The following is a 15,408-nucleotide window of genomic DNA, read 5'->3' on the forward strand; positions in this document are numbered from 1 at the left end:
AAAACCATTCTGAAGTTCAGAATGGTTTTATTTTTTAGAGAATTGTTTTCAAAAAATTAGATTTAATCAACTGCTAAACTATTTTATATTCTGATTTTAGCAAAGAATATAAAACTGAATCTTCGAAAACTCCATCAACCAAATAATGTCCACGAAGATTTCCTTCTCTGGTAAAGCCAAAATGATGTAGCAGCTTTTTTGAAGGCGTATTATTTTCGTCAATTAAAGCTTCAATTCTGTTCAAATCCAGTTCCTGAAAACCATACTCAATCACTTTTTGGAGAGCTTCTTTCATGAATCCTTTATTTTTAAACTCATCAGAATTTAAAGCATAACCCACTTCTGCACGATGATGTTGCGGATTCCAGGAGTGAAATCCACAATTTCCGATAATGGCGTTGCTTTCTTTTTCCACAATTTGAAAATTCAGCATCTTTTGATTGTAAGATTCATAACCTTTTTGATGGATTTTTTTCTGACGGATAAACTCCTCATCAGTAACACCTAATATTGTCTTGATTTCGTCATCGTTATTCAACTCAAAAATTTCGTTCATTATTTGTGAGTCAAGTTTTTTTAATTAATAAACGTTCTGTTTGTATCGTTTCAAATGTCATTTTCGTTCTTCTAAATAATTATTTTCTTACTGATTATGCAAATTTAGCAGATATAAAACAGTAAAATGAAATCTGCTTAATCCTAAAAATTTGTATGAGCTTCATTAGTATTCTAACTTTTCAATAAATTAATGGAAACCGTTGCAAGTTCAGAATTCGGGAATTTCCTGAATAAATCTTTGTCGGTTTTCAAACCCGCTTCAAGGCAAATCTTTTTAAAAACATCGACTTCTAAAATATATTGATCTGAAAAACCATGCGTTGCTTCATAAGCTGTTGCCGGAGTTTTTCCTAAATTTTTAGCCGTAAGTTTTGAGTCTAAAGCATGAAGTTCAATAATTAGAAGTCCATTTTTTCGAATGTAAGGTAACCAAAGTTCAAGATGTTCTTTCAAACTTTCTTCTACAAGATTATTTTGAAGTCTTTTTCCACGATAAGCAAATGCTCCTGTTGAAGTACTAGTTCTTTCGGGATGATTGTTTTCAGGAGCTTTCCAAACTCGGTTGTGATCGAGAAAAGTTCTGATATTTAACAAATCTGAGAGATCAATTTCATAGTTTTCTTTTAAATCTTCCGCCAATTGCTTAGGATTTCCAATGTCGCCCCAAATTACTTTTGCCCAAATATCGTTGTTGATGAGGTTAGCTCGTGTAACTTTCAAGGCAGCTTGGTTATAATCTGCACCGACTAAGAAAAGAGGATGTTCTTCAAGCATTTTTCCACGGAGTGTATGTCTTTCGATGGTTTCAAAAATGTGTTGGATAAAAGCGCCGTTTCCGCATCCCATATCAAGAACTCCTTTTGGTTGTAAATGGATTGGCTGATTAAAAATCTCAATAATAAAATCATTGGCAACCTTGAAATAATTTGCATGAGAACCGCCACTTCCCCAAACATTCATTGCACGATCAACGTGAATTTCGTCTTCTCCTTCCGCAATTTCTCTGATTTTTGAGGCATTTCCAAATAAAAGATCATCCATTTTATTCAGTAAGGGAAGATAAGAAACGGTAACGCCATACGAAGCTGCTCTTTTTGCAAAATAAATTCCTGTTTCGGTAAATTTATAATTGTCATTCGATTTTTTGAACCAACCTAAATGGGTCATAAAATCTAAAATAACTTCGAAATTCTCTGAGTTTTTATGAAATTCTGCTGCTTGAAAAGATGTTTCCATAAAATATTTGTGAAACATTCCTGTCATTCCGAGATAAACAATGATCGGTCCGATAACACAACCTTCGATGTGTTTTAAAATTTGGATCTGAACATCTTTTTCTTCGTCAGAATCAGAAAGCTGGATTCCAAAATTATTTTTAACGGAATCACTGAGTTGCTTAAATTCTTTGATAAAATTAGCTTCGTTGATTTGATTCTTAATATTGGTAGAAAGTTTTAAAAAAGGAATAACTTTTAGATAGAGCAGACTGTATTTCTGAAGAAATTGTGCTTTCCCATTCACTGAAATCGTGATAGTATCATTTTCATTATCTACTTCATAGTTGAGAAAATCCTGTGATGCTAATGCACGAATTGCTACATTGAGATAGCCTTCATTCGCTTTAAAATTTTCTGATAGCTCATTTAAATATATATATTCTCTTTGTATGATGAATGAAATAATTTCATTTTTCACGAGAGAAGTGACAATTGGCGCAGTGACAACGCCATCCAAATGTCTGAAAATTTCTGAGCGCAGAATCTCTTTATCCATAACTATGTTTTTTCTAAAGTTAACAATTTGAACAAATAGTTTGAAAAAAGTTTTGACATTTAAAAATTAAATATAACTTTGTAATTCAAAGTTCTTTTATATGGAATCAAAAAACTATCACGAAGACTTATCACACATTCGTTCCATGATGGAGCGTTCTTCAAGATTTATTTCATTAAGTGGATTATCCGGAGTTGTTGCTGGTTTAGCTGCAATTATTGGAATGGGGTATGTCTGTTTTATTTTTGAAAGAGAAGGACTGAATTATTTTGATGGTGACAGAATCAGTTTCAGTAAAAGTATGGTCAATGAATTGGTCATTACCGGAACTGTAATTCTGATTGTTGCCGTTTTAAGTGGATATTTTTTCACAGCTAATAAAAGCAGAAAAAAAGGTCTGAAAATTTGGGATGCGACAACCAAAAGACTTTTGTTTACCTTTGCAATCCCTTTGGTGACGGGAGGATTTGTTTGTTTAGGACTTTTATATCATCATCTATTTTCATTGGTCGCTCCAGTTACATTGATTTTCTATGGATTGGCTTTGGTAAATGCAGAAAGATATACTTTGACAGATGTAAAATATTTAGGATTTTGCCAGATTGGTTTAGGATTGATTTCTTTATTCTTTTTAGGATGGGGTTTAGTCGCTTGGACTTTCGGTTTCGGTGTTTTGCATATTGTGTATGGATTGATTATGCATAAGAAGTATAAATAAACAATGAAAAAGTTTTATACTTTTCTTGTAGTTATACTTTTAATTATATTGAGTAGAAGTTTTTTATTTAATTTCTTCTTTTCATATAAAATAATTGACGAAAGAAAAGTTTTAAAGCTAGAACAGAAAGTATCAAATAAAAATTTAAAAAGTGTAGAAGATATTATTCATGATGAATTAAATGTAACATCATCTTTATTGAGCTTTACATTTAATAAATGTGATAGTGATCCGAACAAACTTTTGGAATCAAAAAAAGCAAATTGCATTGGATATTCGGCTTTTTTGGCTGCTTCAATTGATAATAAATTTTATTCAGAAAGTTTAAATAATGAATGGAGGGCAGAACATAAAGTAGGAGAAATTTATTTTTTAGGGTATAATATTCATCCACTTTTTAAGACAAAGTTTTTTAAAGATCATGATTTCGTTGTGATTGAAAATAGAAAAACAAATGAGATAATTGCGGTCGACCCTGCATTATATGATTATTTCAAAATAAGTAAAATAAAATTAAAGTGATTAACATCAGTCAACTCAATAAAGAATTCGAAAGCCGTGTAAGATTGGGGATTATGTCCGTTCTTATGGTAAACGACTGGGTTGATTTTTCTGAAATGAAAAGCCTATTGGAAATTACAGACGGAAACATGGCAAGTCACAGTAATGCTTTAGAAAAAGCGAATTATATTGAAGTTAAAAAAGAATTTGTGGGTAAAAAGCCCAAGACTTCTTATCGAGTAACTCAAAACGGAAGAACTGCTTTTACGGAACATTTGAATGCTCTTGAAAAATTAATAGGAAGATAAAGACTATATTTTTTTGCAAATTAACTTTGAAATACAAAGTACTTTATAAATTAAAATTAGAAATAATGATGACACAAAAACAAACAACATTGGCAATTTTTGCTGTTCCTGCGCTTTTATTGGCAACAGCATTTTTAGGAAATCTTTTCGTAGAAGGTTGGAACTGGTCAGGATCTGACTTTATCGTAGCGGGAATTTTACTTTTCGGAACTGCAGGCTTAATAAGCTTAGTAAGAACTGTAGTAAAAAACAGGAATTATAAAATCTTAATCAGTCTTTTGATTGTAGCCATTCTCATTTTGGTTTGGATGGAGCTGGCTGTTGGAATTTTCGGAACTCCATTCGCAGGAAGTTAATATCATGTTTTTTATAATTCAAACTAAATAATTCTCACGCAGATAAAGCTGATTTTGCAGACTCCAATACTTCAAAAAATCTGTGTAATCTGTTAAATCAGCTAAAGTTTAAAATTATTACAGATAATTAAATTTAAATATGACAAGGAAAAAATTTCTCAAGAGACTTTTACAGGTTTCCGCAGTTGGAGCTTTACCTTTTCTTTATTCATGGCAGATTGAGCCTTTTTGGGTGGAATTTGTACAAAGGAAACTTCCCATTAAAAATTTACCTGAACATTTAGAAGGAAAGATTTTAATGCAGATTTCAGATTTACACGTAGGAAACAGATTCGACTGGAATTTCCTCATAGAATCTTTCGAAAAAGCTCAAGAATTTAAACCTGATTTTGTGGTTTATACGGGTGATTATGTCAATCATGGAACTTCCGAAGATCATGAAAATTTAGAAAAAGTAATCCAAAAAGGTGTTTTCGGAACATTGGGAACTTTCGGCATCATGGGAAATCACGACTATGGAGAAAACTGGAAAGATCTCGGTTCTTCAGAAGAGATTTGTCGCATTCTGGAAAATAATGGGGTGACAATGCTTAAAAATCAACAGACAGAATCTCACGGTTTAAATATTATCGGTTTTGATGATTTGTGGTCGCCCAATTTTGATCCGATGAAAGTGATGAAAGATTACAATCCCAAAAAAGCCAATCTTGTGCTTTGTCACAATCCCGATGTCTGTGATAAAGATGTTTGGAACGGTTATCAAGGCTGGATTTTAAGCGGTCATACTCACGGCGGACAATGCAGAATTCCGGGAGTAATTACACCGATTCTTCCGGTGGAAAACAGAAAATATGTTTCTGGAGAAATTGATTTGGAAGACGGAAGAATGTTGTACATCAACCGTGCTTTAGGTCATTCTTTTCAGGTACGTTTTATGGTGCGTCCGGAAATTACGGTTTTTGAGCTTTGTCGAGATGAAAAAATTTGAACTAAATAATGTTGCATTAATTTATTTCTGCATCAGTTGGTTGATTGGGTTGTTAATTATATTATTAATTGTATTTAAAACGCAGGATGAACTAGTATACAGTCTACTTTTTTTATCTGCAATCAATTTAGTTGTAAATCTCTTTTCAATAGTACTTCTCTTTGTTTTTTATTATGTATTTCCAGAAAATAAAACAGAATTTAAAAACTCAGCAATTCTACTTTTTTTCAATTTTCCAATTTTATTTGTTTTCTACATAATTATTTTAATGTCTTAATAATGGAAAAAAAATCAAATCTTACAGAATCTCAAATTAGAGAATGGTGGAATGACAAAAGATACCTCTATAATTTAGGATTGTTTATCTCAGGAATTATCGCATTTGTTCTTTATGTGATTGTTGGAATAAATCTTATTATGCCTTATGATGAAGGTTTTGAAATTACATTATTTACTATTGTTTTTCAAGGAATAGGATATTTAATAATGATTGTTTTCGCAAATTTATTATACTCTTTAGGTGTTGCGGAAAATCTTAATCACAATAAAGAAAATACCGATGACTTTCGAGAAAATCTATTCAATCTTGGTTTTTGGTTTTCTGTTTCATTACCATTTTTAGCTCCACTTTGGCTTTTCATATCCTACTTTTTAGAATTTTATTAAATACATCAACTATGAAAAAACTACGCACAAAATTTATTATTTTCATGTACGAAAATTCCCAAAAACAGTACAGAAAATATTTTAAAAAGAAAAAAAGACAGTGGCAGTTCAATGAAGATCAACTGTTGAGTTTTAAACAAGATTCTTTGGGACGAACTTTAGGGGAATTTTACAAAAATCATGGTTTCAGAATGATTCCGAAGATGGAAAATCACGATGTTTATCACCTGATTACCGATTGCAGTACCAATATTCAGGATGAAATTGCAATGCAGTATCTTCTTTTCGGAAACGGCAAACGCAGCGCTTATCTTCTTGGTGTTCTTGCTTTAGGCACAATCGTTTTTCCGGAATATTTAAAAAACTATTTACAGGCTTTCAAAAAAGGTCAACAAATGAAAACTTTCCATCACTGGAATTTTGAAGAACTTTTATGGCAAAATCTCGAGAGTCTAAAAGATTTTATCAAACAAAAAGAAACTCCGGTATTTTACTGACTTTAATAATTTATTTCCATCAACTATCAACTAAAACCTATCAACTAAAATGAAAACACATCACTATATATTTCTCAGCACCATCGCATTTATCATTTTATTTTATAATGAAAATGTAGGTTTAAATCTTGGTATTTTAGGCGTTTTGTACTCAGTTTTAACGCTTTTTAAAACCCCGGAAAAAAATCGCAGCAAAACTTTTCTTCTGCTTTTCGCAACAGGTATTTTGTCGAGCATTGCATTTGCTTGGTTCGGCGATATCAGTTCGTTTTTGGCATTAACGATTTCGCTTTTGCTGCTTTCTTTCCGGTCAAAGAATCGAAGATTAAAAAGTCTTTTCCTCGTTCCTGTTTTTGTGGTAAATATTTTTACGTTTATCTGTCGTGTTTTCAGTTTTAATGAATGGTTTCCGAAAACAGAAAACTCTGGCTTTTGGAAAAAAATGGTTGCCTTTATTTTAATTCCTTTCTTATTTGTTGCTGTATTTTTTGGAATTTATGCAACGGGAAGTGATCATTTTGCAAACGTATTCAATGATTTTGAATTGGATATAAACCTTTGGCAGATTTTATGTCTTGGTGCTTTAGGATTTTTTATAGCCTTTAATTTCTTCAATTTTGTGGTTGAAAAACAAATTTATCAGCAGAATCATGTTTTAGATAATGAATTTAAAACTGAAAGCAAAATCCAAAAGCAGACCTTCTCTTTCTTAGATTTAGATTCAGAAAGAATGGGTGGCGTGATTTCACTTGTTTGTTTAAATGTATTGTTGATATTCTTTATTATTACTTACAATTACGAACAGTTTTACGAAGTCATTAAAAGTCCGAATCAACTTTCTGAAGAAACCCACGAAAGAGTAAACGCTGTCATCATGTCAATTATAATGGCGATTATGGTGATTATGTTTTATTTTAAATCAACTTTTAATTTCGATTCTAAAGCTGGCGTATTAAAAACAGTTGCTAAAATTTGGTTGTTTCTGAATGCAGTTTTGATTATTTCTGCGATGCTGAAAAACACAGAATATATTACCAATTATGGTTTTACTTACAAAAGACTTGGTGTTTATGCTTTCCTGCTTTTATCTTTAATTGGTCTGATTCTTACGTTCATTAAAATTCAGTACAAAAAGAAAAATGCGTTCCTTTTCAACTCAATGAGCTGGTTTTTTTATGGAATGGTTTTAGTATGCAGTTACATCAATTGGGGCGGAATTATCACTTCCCAAAACATGAAACGTTCTGATTTTGCAGTCAATTATCATCTGAAATCAATCTGGTTCAGCGAAAAATATCTTTTAAAATATGCTGAAGAAAAGAAAGATTTAGAACTGAAAAAAGAAGTTTTAGAACAAATAAAAGCTGAAAAATCATCAACAGTTTTATCTAAAATCCTTTATTATGAAACAATTCAAACTAAATAAAATGAAAAAAATTGCTTTTGCTTTAATTCCTTTACTTGTAATTTCTTGTAAAAAAGAAGTTCCAGCAACAGAAACCAAAACAGATTCAATTATTGTTTCCGAACAGTCTGCAAATGCATCAAAAATTGATTCGCAAAATATAGAAATAAAAAAAGATTCTTCGAAAAACAGTAAGATTGATAATAAAGATGAAGCAACAGAAGTGAAAAATGGAGAAATTATAAAAGTTGTTGATGGTGAAAAGCTTCCTTTATTAATCGATGAAAAGTTTACAGATAAAAATCAAAAACTCATTTTGAAAATTAGGAATTACGAAAAAACGGACTTGAAAGCTTCAGTTTTACCTAAAAATAATAATATGAACATCAGATTTAATCAGATAAAAACTCCGGATGGGAAATATGATGGTCCTTTTGGAAGAGAAATCTCTTATAAAATTCCCAAAAGTGGCGAAGTTTGGTTGATTATCGGTAAGAATTTAATGGCAGATGGAGATCTTACTGGTGAGTTTTCTGTTAGAGTAGAGTAGAATTGGTATAATTTGTGCAAATGTAATTTTCTAAAATTTAATCATCATTAAATAATCAATTATGAAAAATATATTTTCATTAGCAATAATATCTTCCATGGCTTTGGTAAGTTGTGGAGCGGTACAGTCGATTGTTCAGAATACATTTCCTTACACAACCAATGTTTTGGTTTCAACGGGAGTTCCAACAGATAAAGAAGTTTCCTCAACTGCAACTGCATCAAATGTGCAAACTTGGGTTGGCGGAAATAACAATGCTCAAATTAAAGATGTAAGAATTTCTGATGCTAAAATTTCTGTAGTTTCACCAACTGGCGGAAATTTGAGTGCTTTAAAATCAGTAAAGATTTATATTTCATCAAACGGAACAAGCGAAAAGCTGGTTGCATCAAGAACTTCCATTGATACGAATTCGTCGAGTTTAAATTTAGATTTAAATAATGATACGGGTTTTCTTGATAGTGTAGTAAAAAGTTCGGGCTTAAATGTACGAACGGTTTATGAACTTAAAAATCAAACAAGTTCTGATATGAACTTAAAAGTAGCACTGAATTTTAGCAGTGTTCCTCAGAGATAAAATATATCTGTTTTAAAAATCACCAAAAGCTTTCTTAAATTTTAAGAAAGCTTTTTTTAATATGATGAATTTGTGTTACCTGATTTTGTAGATGGCAAGCTCAGCGGTTGCATCTGTTAATACACTCAGTCCTAAACCGCCCTGAAGAACACCAAATCTAATTCTTTCACCTGCAGTAAATTGATAAATATGACTTATTTGTCCTTGAGTTAAAGCTAAATTTGCTAACGCAACTGTTACATTGATAATAGGAACCGTAAGATTTCCTAAACTAATTCCTCCAAAATAGCGATAGTCAATTGGTACTGCAGTCGATGCTGCACCTCCTGATGGAGATTTTGTAATGACAAGTCCAGGTCGATTTGCACCAAGAACTTCAAGCATTAATCCTTGTCCAGTTCTGTAGCTGTAATCAATGTGATATAGACCGGTTGATGGAACAGTATAATAAGAATCAATTGGACCATTAGGGCCAGTAGTTATATTTGTAGTTATATTAACAATTCCCGAGACATCTACGCTTATATCGATAGCTGGTAAAACTGTTGGAGCTGTAATATTAGTTGCTGTTGGGAGAGGAATAATTTGCACATCACTACCTAATAAGTTTAAATTAACACCTAAAAGGGCTAAACCACGATTAATTCTAGCAGCATACGCATCTCCTGTGCCTACAGGTGGAGAGGCTGTAGTAGGAAGTTTAAACCAAAGACCAGTTCCACTACTGTTTGCTGCAAATGCATCATACATAAATAATCCCGTTGTTAATACTCCTGTCGTTTTTGGTCCTGTAATAGTGGCAGGTGAAGTTACATAGACAATCGCTCCATTTTGTGCAACAGTATAGGCAGTTTCTTTTAATCTTAATGAATCTCCGGATATTCTTGGTGGGATAATTCCATCAGGAAAAGTAAGTTCAGTTCTTTTTTGAACATGAAGTGTAGCTTTGGGATCGTTAGTATTAATACCCACTTGTGCATTTATGTTGAGTGAAAACATAAAAAGTAATACAATAAGATAGCAATTTTTCATAGTCTGTTATTTTTATTTGGTTCTTAAAGGTAAACAAAAAAAATATTAACTCTTCAAAAAATTGCTTCTTTTTTTATTAATTGTGGTATGTTTCCGTATTTATACGGTTATTATGGTATTTTTTTGTGGTATTTTTTAGCAAATGTATAGACTTACTCTATTGAACTATGATAATTCATTAGACAATGAGAATTATTGTACAGGTAGGGTTTGTTATTGTTTTGTAATTGAATCCATTACGATAGTGACAGGTCCGTGATTTATTAATGAAACTTTCATGTCTGCACCAAAAATGCCACTTTCAACCTTCAAATATGATTTTGAAAGTTCTTCTTTAAAATATTCAAAAAGGGGAATTGCTTTATCTGGTTTTGCGGCTTTAATGAAGGATGGTCTGTTGCCTTTTTTATAATCTGCAATTAAGGTAAATTGACTGATACACAAAATTTCTCCATTAATATCTTTAATCGATAAATTGAGCTTGTCATTTTCATCTCCAAAAACTCTGAGATTTACTATTTTTTGAACCAACCAATCTGCGTCTGTTTTTTCGTCATTTTCATCAATTCCTACCAAAAGCATAAAGCCTGTATTGATTTCTCCAACTATTTCCCCATCAACTTTTACACTTGCCTCGGAAACTCTTTGTACAACAACTTTCATTAATTATATAAGCTTAAATTCTTAGTAGATGCATCATAATTCCAAAAATAAGTTTTGGGAGGAAGAGAAGAAACAGTAGTTGGTTGGCCGCTCAATAAAATCCATGTAGCATTATCTTTTGGACAAACAATACTGATATTATCTTTTACTTCAAGCGTTGTATTGTTGTCCGGACAAATATGTGGTGCATTTCTATCATAAACTTTAAATGTTGCAGGATTATCTCCTGTTCTCACGACGATTAAACCACGTGTTCCGGCTTGTTGCTCATCAACGTAAATCCAGCCTCCGACGAAGTTCAGATTGTTATATGCCGCAAGATTTAGATTTAAACTAACACTAATAGGCGAAGTCGGAAAACAGCTTACCGTATCATCACGGTTACTGCAAGAATTTATATTTAAAAAACTGATTGTCAATAAGATGAAAATTGAAACGATTGAGAAAGTTTTTTTCATTTGAATATAAATTTTTATATATTTGTAAAACAATAACGATTAACCCGCAAAAACATTGTCCGACAAATGTCGGATAATTTTTTTATAATAAAACAAAATTTAAAATTATGGCAAGCTATGTAACAAAGGAAGGATTGGATAAAATGAAAGCCGAGCTTGAGCAATTGGAGAAAATAGAAAGACCAAAAATTACTCAACAGATTGCAGAAGCAAGAGATAAAGGCGATTTATCTGAAAATGCAGAATACGATGCCGCTAAAGAAGCACAGGGAATGTTGGAAATGAGAATTTCTAAACTGAAAGATGTGGTGACTACTTCTAAAGTAATTGATGAAACACAGTTGGATACCTCTAAAGTTTCAATTCTTACAACAGTAAAACTTCTAAATAACGATACTAAAAAAGAGCAGGTTTTCACTTTGGTTCCAGATAATGAGAGTGATTTGAAAACTGGTAGAATTTCTGTAAATACACCTATTGCAAAAGGTTTATTAGGAAAAGTAATTGGAGATAGTGCAGAGATTGTTCTTCCCAACGGAAATAAATTGTCATTTGAAGTTTTAGATATAACTTTGTAGACTAAATTTAAATCTAATTTTCAGAGAAATATGAGCTCAATTTTCACAAAAATTATCAACGGAGAAATTCCTGCCTACAAAATTGCTGAGGATGACAACTTTATAGCTTTTTTAGATGCAATGCCATTGGTAAAGGGACACACTTTAGTTATTCCTAAAAAAGAAGTCGATCTTATTTTTGACATGGAAAGCGAAGAGTACAAAAATCTTTGGGCTTTTGCACAACAAGTGGCTAAAAAAGTGAAAAACGCAATTCCCTGCATCAGAGTAGGAGTAGCAGTTGTAGGATTAGAAGTTCCTCATGCTCATATCCATTTAATTCCGCTAAATAAAGTGGAAGACATGAATTTTAAAAACGAAAGACTGAAGCTTTCTCCGGAAGAATATTCCGAAATTCAAAATTCAATTATTAATTCTTAACAAAATAAAAGGATCGTAAAAAAGAAATTTTTTACGATTTTCTTTAATCATATATCAATAATCAAAATGAATTCAAACCAATGTTCTTTCTGTGGTAAGAAAAGAAATGAAGTACAAATGCTGATTTCGGGACAGAATGGCTTTATTTGTGAAAACTGTATCGAGCAGGCTCATACAATTGTAAAAGATACGGTGCATCCTGCGGGATTTTCACCTGCAGAAAGTATTGATGAGCTTAAAAAGCCTAAAGAGATAAAAGAATTTTTAAATTCTTATGTTATCGGACAAGATCAGGCAAAAAAGCAGCTTTCAATTGCTGTTTATAACCATTATAAAAGATTGCTTCACGCAAAAGACGAAAACAGAGAAGTAGAGCTTGAGAAATCTAATATCATCATGATTGGTGAAACTGGAACGGGTAAAACGCTTTTGGCTAAAACAATTGCCAAAGAATTGAATGTTCCTTTCTGTATCGTTGATGCGACGATTTTAACGGAAGCAGGTTATGTAGGAGAGGATGTGGAAAGTATTTTGTCTAGACTTTTGATGGTTGCAGATTATGACGTGGAAAAAGCAGAAAAAGGAATTGTCTTTATTGATGAGATTGATAAAATTGCAAGAAAATCAGATAATCCGAGTATTACAAGAGATGTTTCTGGGGAAGGGGTTCAGCAAGGTTTGTTGAAACTTTTGGAAGGGAGTATTGTAAATGTACCGCCTCAAGGAGGGAGAAAACACCCCGATCAGAAATATATCCAAGTAAATACTCAAAATATTTTGTTTATCGCAGGTGGAGCGTTCGATGGTATTAAAGAAATCATTGAAAGAAGAATGAATAAGCAAGCGATAGGTTTCAGTGCTGAAAAAATCAATAAGGTGGATGAGGATGAGTATGTATTAACAAATATTAATGCAATTGATCTTCGTTCTTTTGGATTAATTCCCGAACTTTTGGGAAGATTTCCAATCATCACTTATCTCGAAAAACTCACGAAAGAGACTATGATTAGAATTATGAAAGAACCTAAAAACTCTATCATCAATCAATTTGTGGAACTCTTTAAAATGGACGGTACTAAGTTGGTATTCACCGATGAGGCAATAGAGATTATTGTAGATGAAACAATGGAAAAAGGTTTAGGAGCCAGAGGTTTACGTGGTACAACTGAAAAAGTATTGGAAGATTATATGTTTACAGTAGGAGAACACGACGAAATTGTTTTGACAAAAGATAATATTTTGATTAATAAGTGATTTTAACTTTTTTTTTAGAAAAAAATTCTATCTTTGCACAGAATATTGTACTAACACAAAAACTGAGATACAATGAAAAAAAATTTATTAACGTTAGGAATTTTAGCGATAAGTCTATCTGTTCAGGCGCAGATACTACTTCACGTAGATAATACCGCTAGAATGTATGTAAGTAATGGCACTCTTGTTTATAACGGAGGAGGATTACAAACAAAAGGAGATGGTAGAATTGATTTGTATGGTAATTTAATGATTCAGAAGACTTCAGGTTCTTCTGATGTTATTAAGACAATCACAAATCCGGTATCTCCAACTCTTCCCGTCGATAAGGTAGATGGGAATAATATTGTTCTTAAGCTGAATACCGGAACTCCCGCTACTGCAACTTATGGTCAGTTGTATATTACTGGCTTTGCTCAAGATGATATTACCGCAATTGTAGACAAAGAATATGCTAATAGTAGACATGGGGCATATCAGCAAATTGGTGTTCCTTTTTTCAACAAAACCTTTGCTTCTCTCAGTAACGAATTAGCGGGTGGAGCTGTTGGTGCGAATGTTTTCAATGAGACTCGTTGGGCAGGAAAAGAAATTCTGAAATGGAGCAATACTTTTATGAGATTTGATGGATCAATCATTCCATCAGCTCCAATCCCAAATGCGAGTGTTGCAGGTATTACAATCCAATTAAGCACTGCTACGACAGCTGCTGATAGAACAGCATATTATACAGTAGGAGCTCTTACATCAGGAGGTTATGATCCACAGGTTCTCAGAACTGTAAAAGGACGTCCTTATGCTGATGGTATTAGTCCTATTAATTTAATTGCTTCTGCTGTTCCTGCATCATTTGGAGCTGGTGGAACGAATAGAAACGTTTATCAGGAAAGATATAATACTTATATAGGAGATCCTTTTAATGGTGTCGGTTTTGGATCAGGATCTTTTGCAAGAAATCTATATCAATTCTCAAATCCCTATTTAACAAATTTAGATTTAACGTTTATTGGTTTTCAGGAGGCAGGTACTACTCATGATAATAATAGTATCTCAAATATCTACGGTATTACTGTTGATCCACAAAACGTTACTTGGAATAATAGTACAGGAGGTACTTCTCAGTATTTGGAAGCTCAAAAGGTTACTTTTGATGCTACTTCAAAAAAACCAACAGGAAATTTCAATACTTTAGTAATAAAACCTTTAAATACTTTTAAAGTTAAACTAAGAGATAATGCTTCTCAGACATTAAGTTTTGATAACTTGAGAAGATTTGGGTTTAACGCAAGAACTGAAGGGGCTTCGAATCCTTATTCAGTTACAGCGCTAAAAAATACTAATGTTGGTGCAATTAAACAGCTTGGTGTAATTGCCTTGGATTCAGATGGAAATCAGCTTGGTGAGACTTATTACGTTGTAGCTCCTCAGTTTACAACAGGTTTTGTAAGCGATCCTAGTATAAGTTCTGTACAGGCGGTTACTTCTACTACAAACGCAATAATTCAAACATTTGAAGAAGCTCCAGCTGGAGGTATTGATAATAGCTATTCTTCAACATATAGATTATATATCAATGAAGCTAATGAAACAAATTATCTTGGAAAAAGAATTGATCTGAATTTATATGGTCAAAACGTAGCTTCCTTGAAATTTGAATTGAGAGACGATACGGTACTTGTTCCTAATGCAACACATTTATTGTCTAGTGGAACCGGTTTTTATTACAACGTAGGTACCACAGGGCAACCTGTTCAAATAAAACAAGGTGATATCATACCTGTTAATAATTCAAATTTTGGTTTGTATTACGGAACTCCACAAACAAGTGGTAGTTTAAATACAGTTGATACAAATACTAAATCAAGAACATTAATCACATATAATCCTGATATTGATTATCATATTGTGAGATTTGATCCAATTTGGAAGACAGCCTCTGTGGAAGTTTTTGATGCAAGTGGTAAATTGGTTATTTCTGAAAAATCAGTAAAAACAAATTCTGATTACGTTATTAAATTAGATTCAACGATTAAAGGAGTTTATATCGTAAGAGTGGTTGGCAATGAAGGTTCAATTGTTAATGGCAAGATATTAATCAAATAACAC

19 protein-coding genes are annotated in these 15,408 nt (G+C 32.3%); 14 read left to right on the top strand and 5 right to left on the bottom strand.

What is annotated here, in order from left to right:
* Window positions 1-73: 73 nt before the first annotated feature.
* Both OF897_RS18690 and OF897_RS18695 read right to left on the bottom strand, forming a co-directional pair.
* Window positions 74-556: a GNAT family N-acetyltransferase gene (locus tag OF897_RS18690; RefSeq protein WP_267267187.1), complete on the bottom strand. Its 483-nt coding sequence runs from the start codon at window positions 554-556 to the stop codon at window positions 74-76.
* A gap of 173 nt (window positions 557-729) precedes the next feature.
* Window positions 730-2,331 carry a class I SAM-dependent methyltransferase gene (locus OF897_RS18695; RefSeq protein WP_267267188.1) on the bottom strand — a complete coding sequence of 534 codons (1,602 nt, stop codon included), beginning with the start codon at window positions 2,329-2,331 and terminating at the stop codon, window positions 730-732.
* A gap of 100 nt (window positions 2,332-2,431) precedes the next feature.
* Here OF897_RS18695 and OF897_RS18700 point away from each other — a divergent pair, with 100 nt between their 5' ends.
* The 10 genes from OF897_RS18700 (at window position 2,432) to OF897_RS18745 (ending at window position 8,897) form a co-directional block, all read left to right on the top strand.
* Window positions 2,432-3,049 carry a hypothetical protein gene (locus OF897_RS18700; protein WP_267267189.1) on the top strand — a complete coding sequence of 206 codons (618 nt, stop codon included), beginning with the start codon at window positions 2,432-2,434 and terminating at the stop codon, window positions 3,047-3,049.
* Between the two features lie 3 nt (window positions 3,050-3,052).
* A complete protein-coding gene (locus OF897_RS18705; RefSeq protein ID WP_267267190.1) occupies window positions 3,053-3,571 on the top strand; it encodes a hypothetical protein in 519 nt (172 codons plus the stop codon).
* Window positions 3,568-3,858, top strand: a complete 291-nt coding sequence (locus OF897_RS18710) for a winged helix-turn-helix domain-containing protein (protein WP_267267191.1) — start codon at window positions 3,568-3,570, stop codon at window positions 3,856-3,858. Before OF897_RS18705 ends, OF897_RS18710 begins: the two co-directional genes overlap by 4 nt.
* A gap of 65 nt (window positions 3,859-3,923) precedes the next feature.
* Window positions 3,924-4,214 carry a hypothetical protein gene (locus OF897_RS18715; RefSeq protein ID WP_267267192.1) on the top strand — a complete coding sequence of 97 codons (291 nt, stop codon included), beginning with the start codon at window positions 3,924-3,926 and terminating at the stop codon, window positions 4,212-4,214.
* A gap of 139 nt (window positions 4,215-4,353) precedes the next feature.
* Window positions 4,354-5,202, top strand: coding sequence for a metallophosphoesterase (locus OF897_RS18720; protein WP_267267193.1), 849 nt, complete (start codon window positions 4,354-4,356; stop codon window positions 5,200-5,202).
* Window positions 5,203-5,481: 279 nt separating this feature from the next.
* Window positions 5,482-5,868: a hypothetical protein gene (locus tag OF897_RS18725; RefSeq protein ID WP_267267194.1), complete on the top strand. Its 387-nt coding sequence runs from the start codon at window positions 5,482-5,484 to the stop codon at window positions 5,866-5,868.
* Window positions 5,869-5,879: 11 nt separating this feature from the next.
* Entirely contained in the window at window positions 5,880-6,365 is a 486-nt protein-coding gene (locus OF897_RS18730) for a Coq4 family protein (protein WP_267267195.1), read from the top strand.
* Window positions 6,366-6,414: 49 nt separating this feature from the next.
* Window positions 6,415-7,791 (top strand): DUF4153 domain-containing protein, encoded by a 1,377-nt coding sequence (locus OF897_RS18735; RefSeq protein WP_267267196.1) that lies wholly within the window; start codon window positions 6,415-6,417, stop codon window positions 7,789-7,791.
* 1 nt (window position 7,792) lies between these two features.
* Window positions 7,793-8,320, top strand: coding sequence for a hypothetical protein (locus OF897_RS18740; RefSeq protein ID WP_267267197.1), 528 nt, complete (start codon window positions 7,793-7,795; stop codon window positions 8,318-8,320).
* 61 nt (window positions 8,321-8,381) lie between these two features.
* A complete protein-coding gene (locus OF897_RS18745) occupies window positions 8,382-8,897 on the top strand; it encodes a hypothetical protein (RefSeq protein ID WP_267267198.1) in 516 nt (171 codons plus the stop codon).
* A 75-nt stretch (window positions 8,898-8,972) separates the two neighbouring features.
* Here OF897_RS18745 and OF897_RS18750 read toward each other — a convergent pair whose 3' ends face one another.
* The 3 genes from OF897_RS18750 to OF897_RS18760 form a co-directional block, all read right to left on the bottom strand.
* On the bottom strand, window positions 8,973-9,896 hold the full coding sequence (locus OF897_RS18750) for a hypothetical protein (protein ID WP_267267199.1): 924 nt from the start codon (window positions 9,894-9,896) through the stop codon (window positions 8,973-8,975).
* A gap of 246 nt (window positions 9,897-10,142) precedes the next feature.
* Window positions 10,143-10,592 carry a D-aminoacyl-tRNA deacylase gene (gene dtd, locus OF897_RS18755; protein WP_267267200.1) on the bottom strand — a complete coding sequence of 150 codons (450 nt, stop codon included), beginning with the start codon at window positions 10,590-10,592 and terminating at the stop codon, window positions 10,143-10,145.
* Window positions 10,592-11,050: a hypothetical protein gene (locus OF897_RS18760; RefSeq protein WP_267267201.1), complete on the bottom strand. Its 459-nt coding sequence runs from the start codon at window positions 11,048-11,050 to the stop codon at window positions 10,592-10,594. The genes dtd and OF897_RS18760 overlap by 1 nt, the downstream gene beginning before the upstream one ends.
* Before the next feature lie 107 nt (window positions 11,051-11,157).
* Here OF897_RS18760 and greA point away from each other — a divergent pair, with 107 nt between their 5' ends.
* The 4 genes from greA to OF897_RS18780 all read left to right on the top strand — a co-directional run bounded on the left by greA (window position 11,158) and on the right by OF897_RS18780 (window position 15,405).
* On the top strand, window positions 11,158-11,628 hold the full coding sequence (gene greA / locus OF897_RS18765) for a transcription elongation factor GreA (protein WP_267267202.1): 471 nt from the start codon (window positions 11,158-11,160) through the stop codon (window positions 11,626-11,628).
* Window positions 11,629-11,658: 30 nt separating this feature from the next.
* On the top strand, window positions 11,659-12,048 hold the full coding sequence (locus tag OF897_RS18770; protein WP_267267203.1) for an HIT family protein: 390 nt from the start codon (window positions 11,659-11,661) through the stop codon (window positions 12,046-12,048).
* A gap of 66 nt (window positions 12,049-12,114) precedes the next feature.
* Complete coding sequence (gene clpX, locus OF897_RS18775; RefSeq protein WP_267267204.1) at window positions 12,115-13,302, top strand: ATP-dependent Clp protease ATP-binding subunit ClpX; 1,188 nt, start codon at window positions 12,115-12,117, stop codon at window positions 13,300-13,302.
* Between the two features lie 72 nt (window positions 13,303-13,374).
* The gene (locus OF897_RS18780) at window positions 13,375-15,405 is read left to right on the top strand and encodes a T9SS type A sorting domain-containing protein (protein WP_267267205.1); all 2,031 of its coding nucleotides are present in this window, start codon (window positions 13,375-13,377) and stop codon (window positions 15,403-15,405) included.
* Window positions 15,406-15,408: the final 3 nt, after the last annotated feature.

The organism is Chryseobacterium formosum (assembly GCF_026460885.1).
Taxonomy (GTDB): domain Bacteria; phylum Bacteroidota; class Bacteroidia; order Flavobacteriales; family Weeksellaceae; genus Chryseobacterium; species Chryseobacterium formosus.

Excerpts from the sequence above, each read along its gene's own strand:
- OF897_RS18690 (WP_267267187.1), bottom strand. The coding sequence starts at position 556 with ATGAACGAAATTTTTGAGTTGAATAACGATGACGAAATCAAGACAATA.
- OF897_RS18695 (WP_267267188.1), bottom strand. The coding sequence starts at position 2,331 with ATGGATAAAGAGATTCTGCGCTCAGAAATTTTCAGACATTTGGATGGC.
- OF897_RS18700 (WP_267267189.1), top strand. The coding sequence starts at position 2,432 with ATGGAATCAAAAAACTATCACGAAGACTTATCACACATTCGTTCCATG.
- OF897_RS18705 (WP_267267190.1), top strand. The coding sequence starts at position 3,053 with ATGAAAAAGTTTTATACTTTTCTTGTAGTTATACTTTTAATTATATTG.
- OF897_RS18715 (WP_267267192.1), top strand. The coding sequence starts at position 3,924 with ATGATGACACAAAAACAAACAACATTGGCAATTTTTGCTGTTCCTGCG.
- OF897_RS18720 (WP_267267193.1), top strand. The coding sequence starts at position 4,354 with ATGACAAGGAAAAAATTTCTCAAGAGACTTTTACAGGTTTCCGCAGTT.
- OF897_RS18725 (WP_267267194.1), top strand. The coding sequence starts at position 5,482 with ATGGAAAAAAAATCAAATCTTACAGAATCTCAAATTAGAGAATGGTGG.
- OF897_RS18730 (WP_267267195.1), top strand. The coding sequence starts at position 5,880 with ATGAAAAAACTACGCACAAAATTTATTATTTTCATGTACGAAAATTCC.
- OF897_RS18735 (WP_267267196.1), top strand. The coding sequence starts at position 6,415 with ATGAAAACACATCACTATATATTTCTCAGCACCATCGCATTTATCATT.
- OF897_RS18740 (WP_267267197.1), top strand. The coding sequence starts at position 7,793 with ATGAAAAAAATTGCTTTTGCTTTAATTCCTTTACTTGTAATTTCTTGT.
- OF897_RS18745 (WP_267267198.1), top strand. The coding sequence starts at position 8,382 with ATGAAAAATATATTTTCATTAGCAATAATATCTTCCATGGCTTTGGTA.
- OF897_RS18750 (WP_267267199.1), bottom strand. The coding sequence starts at position 9,896 with ATGTTTTCACTCAACATAAATGCACAAGTGGGTATTAATACTAACGAT.
- dtd (WP_267267200.1), bottom strand. The coding sequence starts at position 10,592 with ATGAAAGTTGTTGTACAAAGAGTTTCCGAGGCAAGTGTAAAAGTTGAT.
- OF897_RS18760 (WP_267267201.1), bottom strand. The coding sequence starts at position 11,050 with ATGAAAAAAACTTTCTCAATCGTTTCAATTTTCATCTTATTGACAATC.
- greA (WP_267267202.1), top strand. The coding sequence starts at position 11,158 with ATGGCAAGCTATGTAACAAAGGAAGGATTGGATAAAATGAAAGCCGAG.
- OF897_RS18770 (WP_267267203.1), top strand. The coding sequence starts at position 11,659 with ATGAGCTCAATTTTCACAAAAATTATCAACGGAGAAATTCCTGCCTAC.
- clpX (WP_267267204.1), top strand. The coding sequence starts at position 12,115 with ATGAATTCAAACCAATGTTCTTTCTGTGGTAAGAAAAGAAATGAAGTA.
- OF897_RS18780 (WP_267267205.1), top strand. The coding sequence starts at position 13,375 with ATGAAAAAAAATTTATTAACGTTAGGAATTTTAGCGATAAGTCTATCT.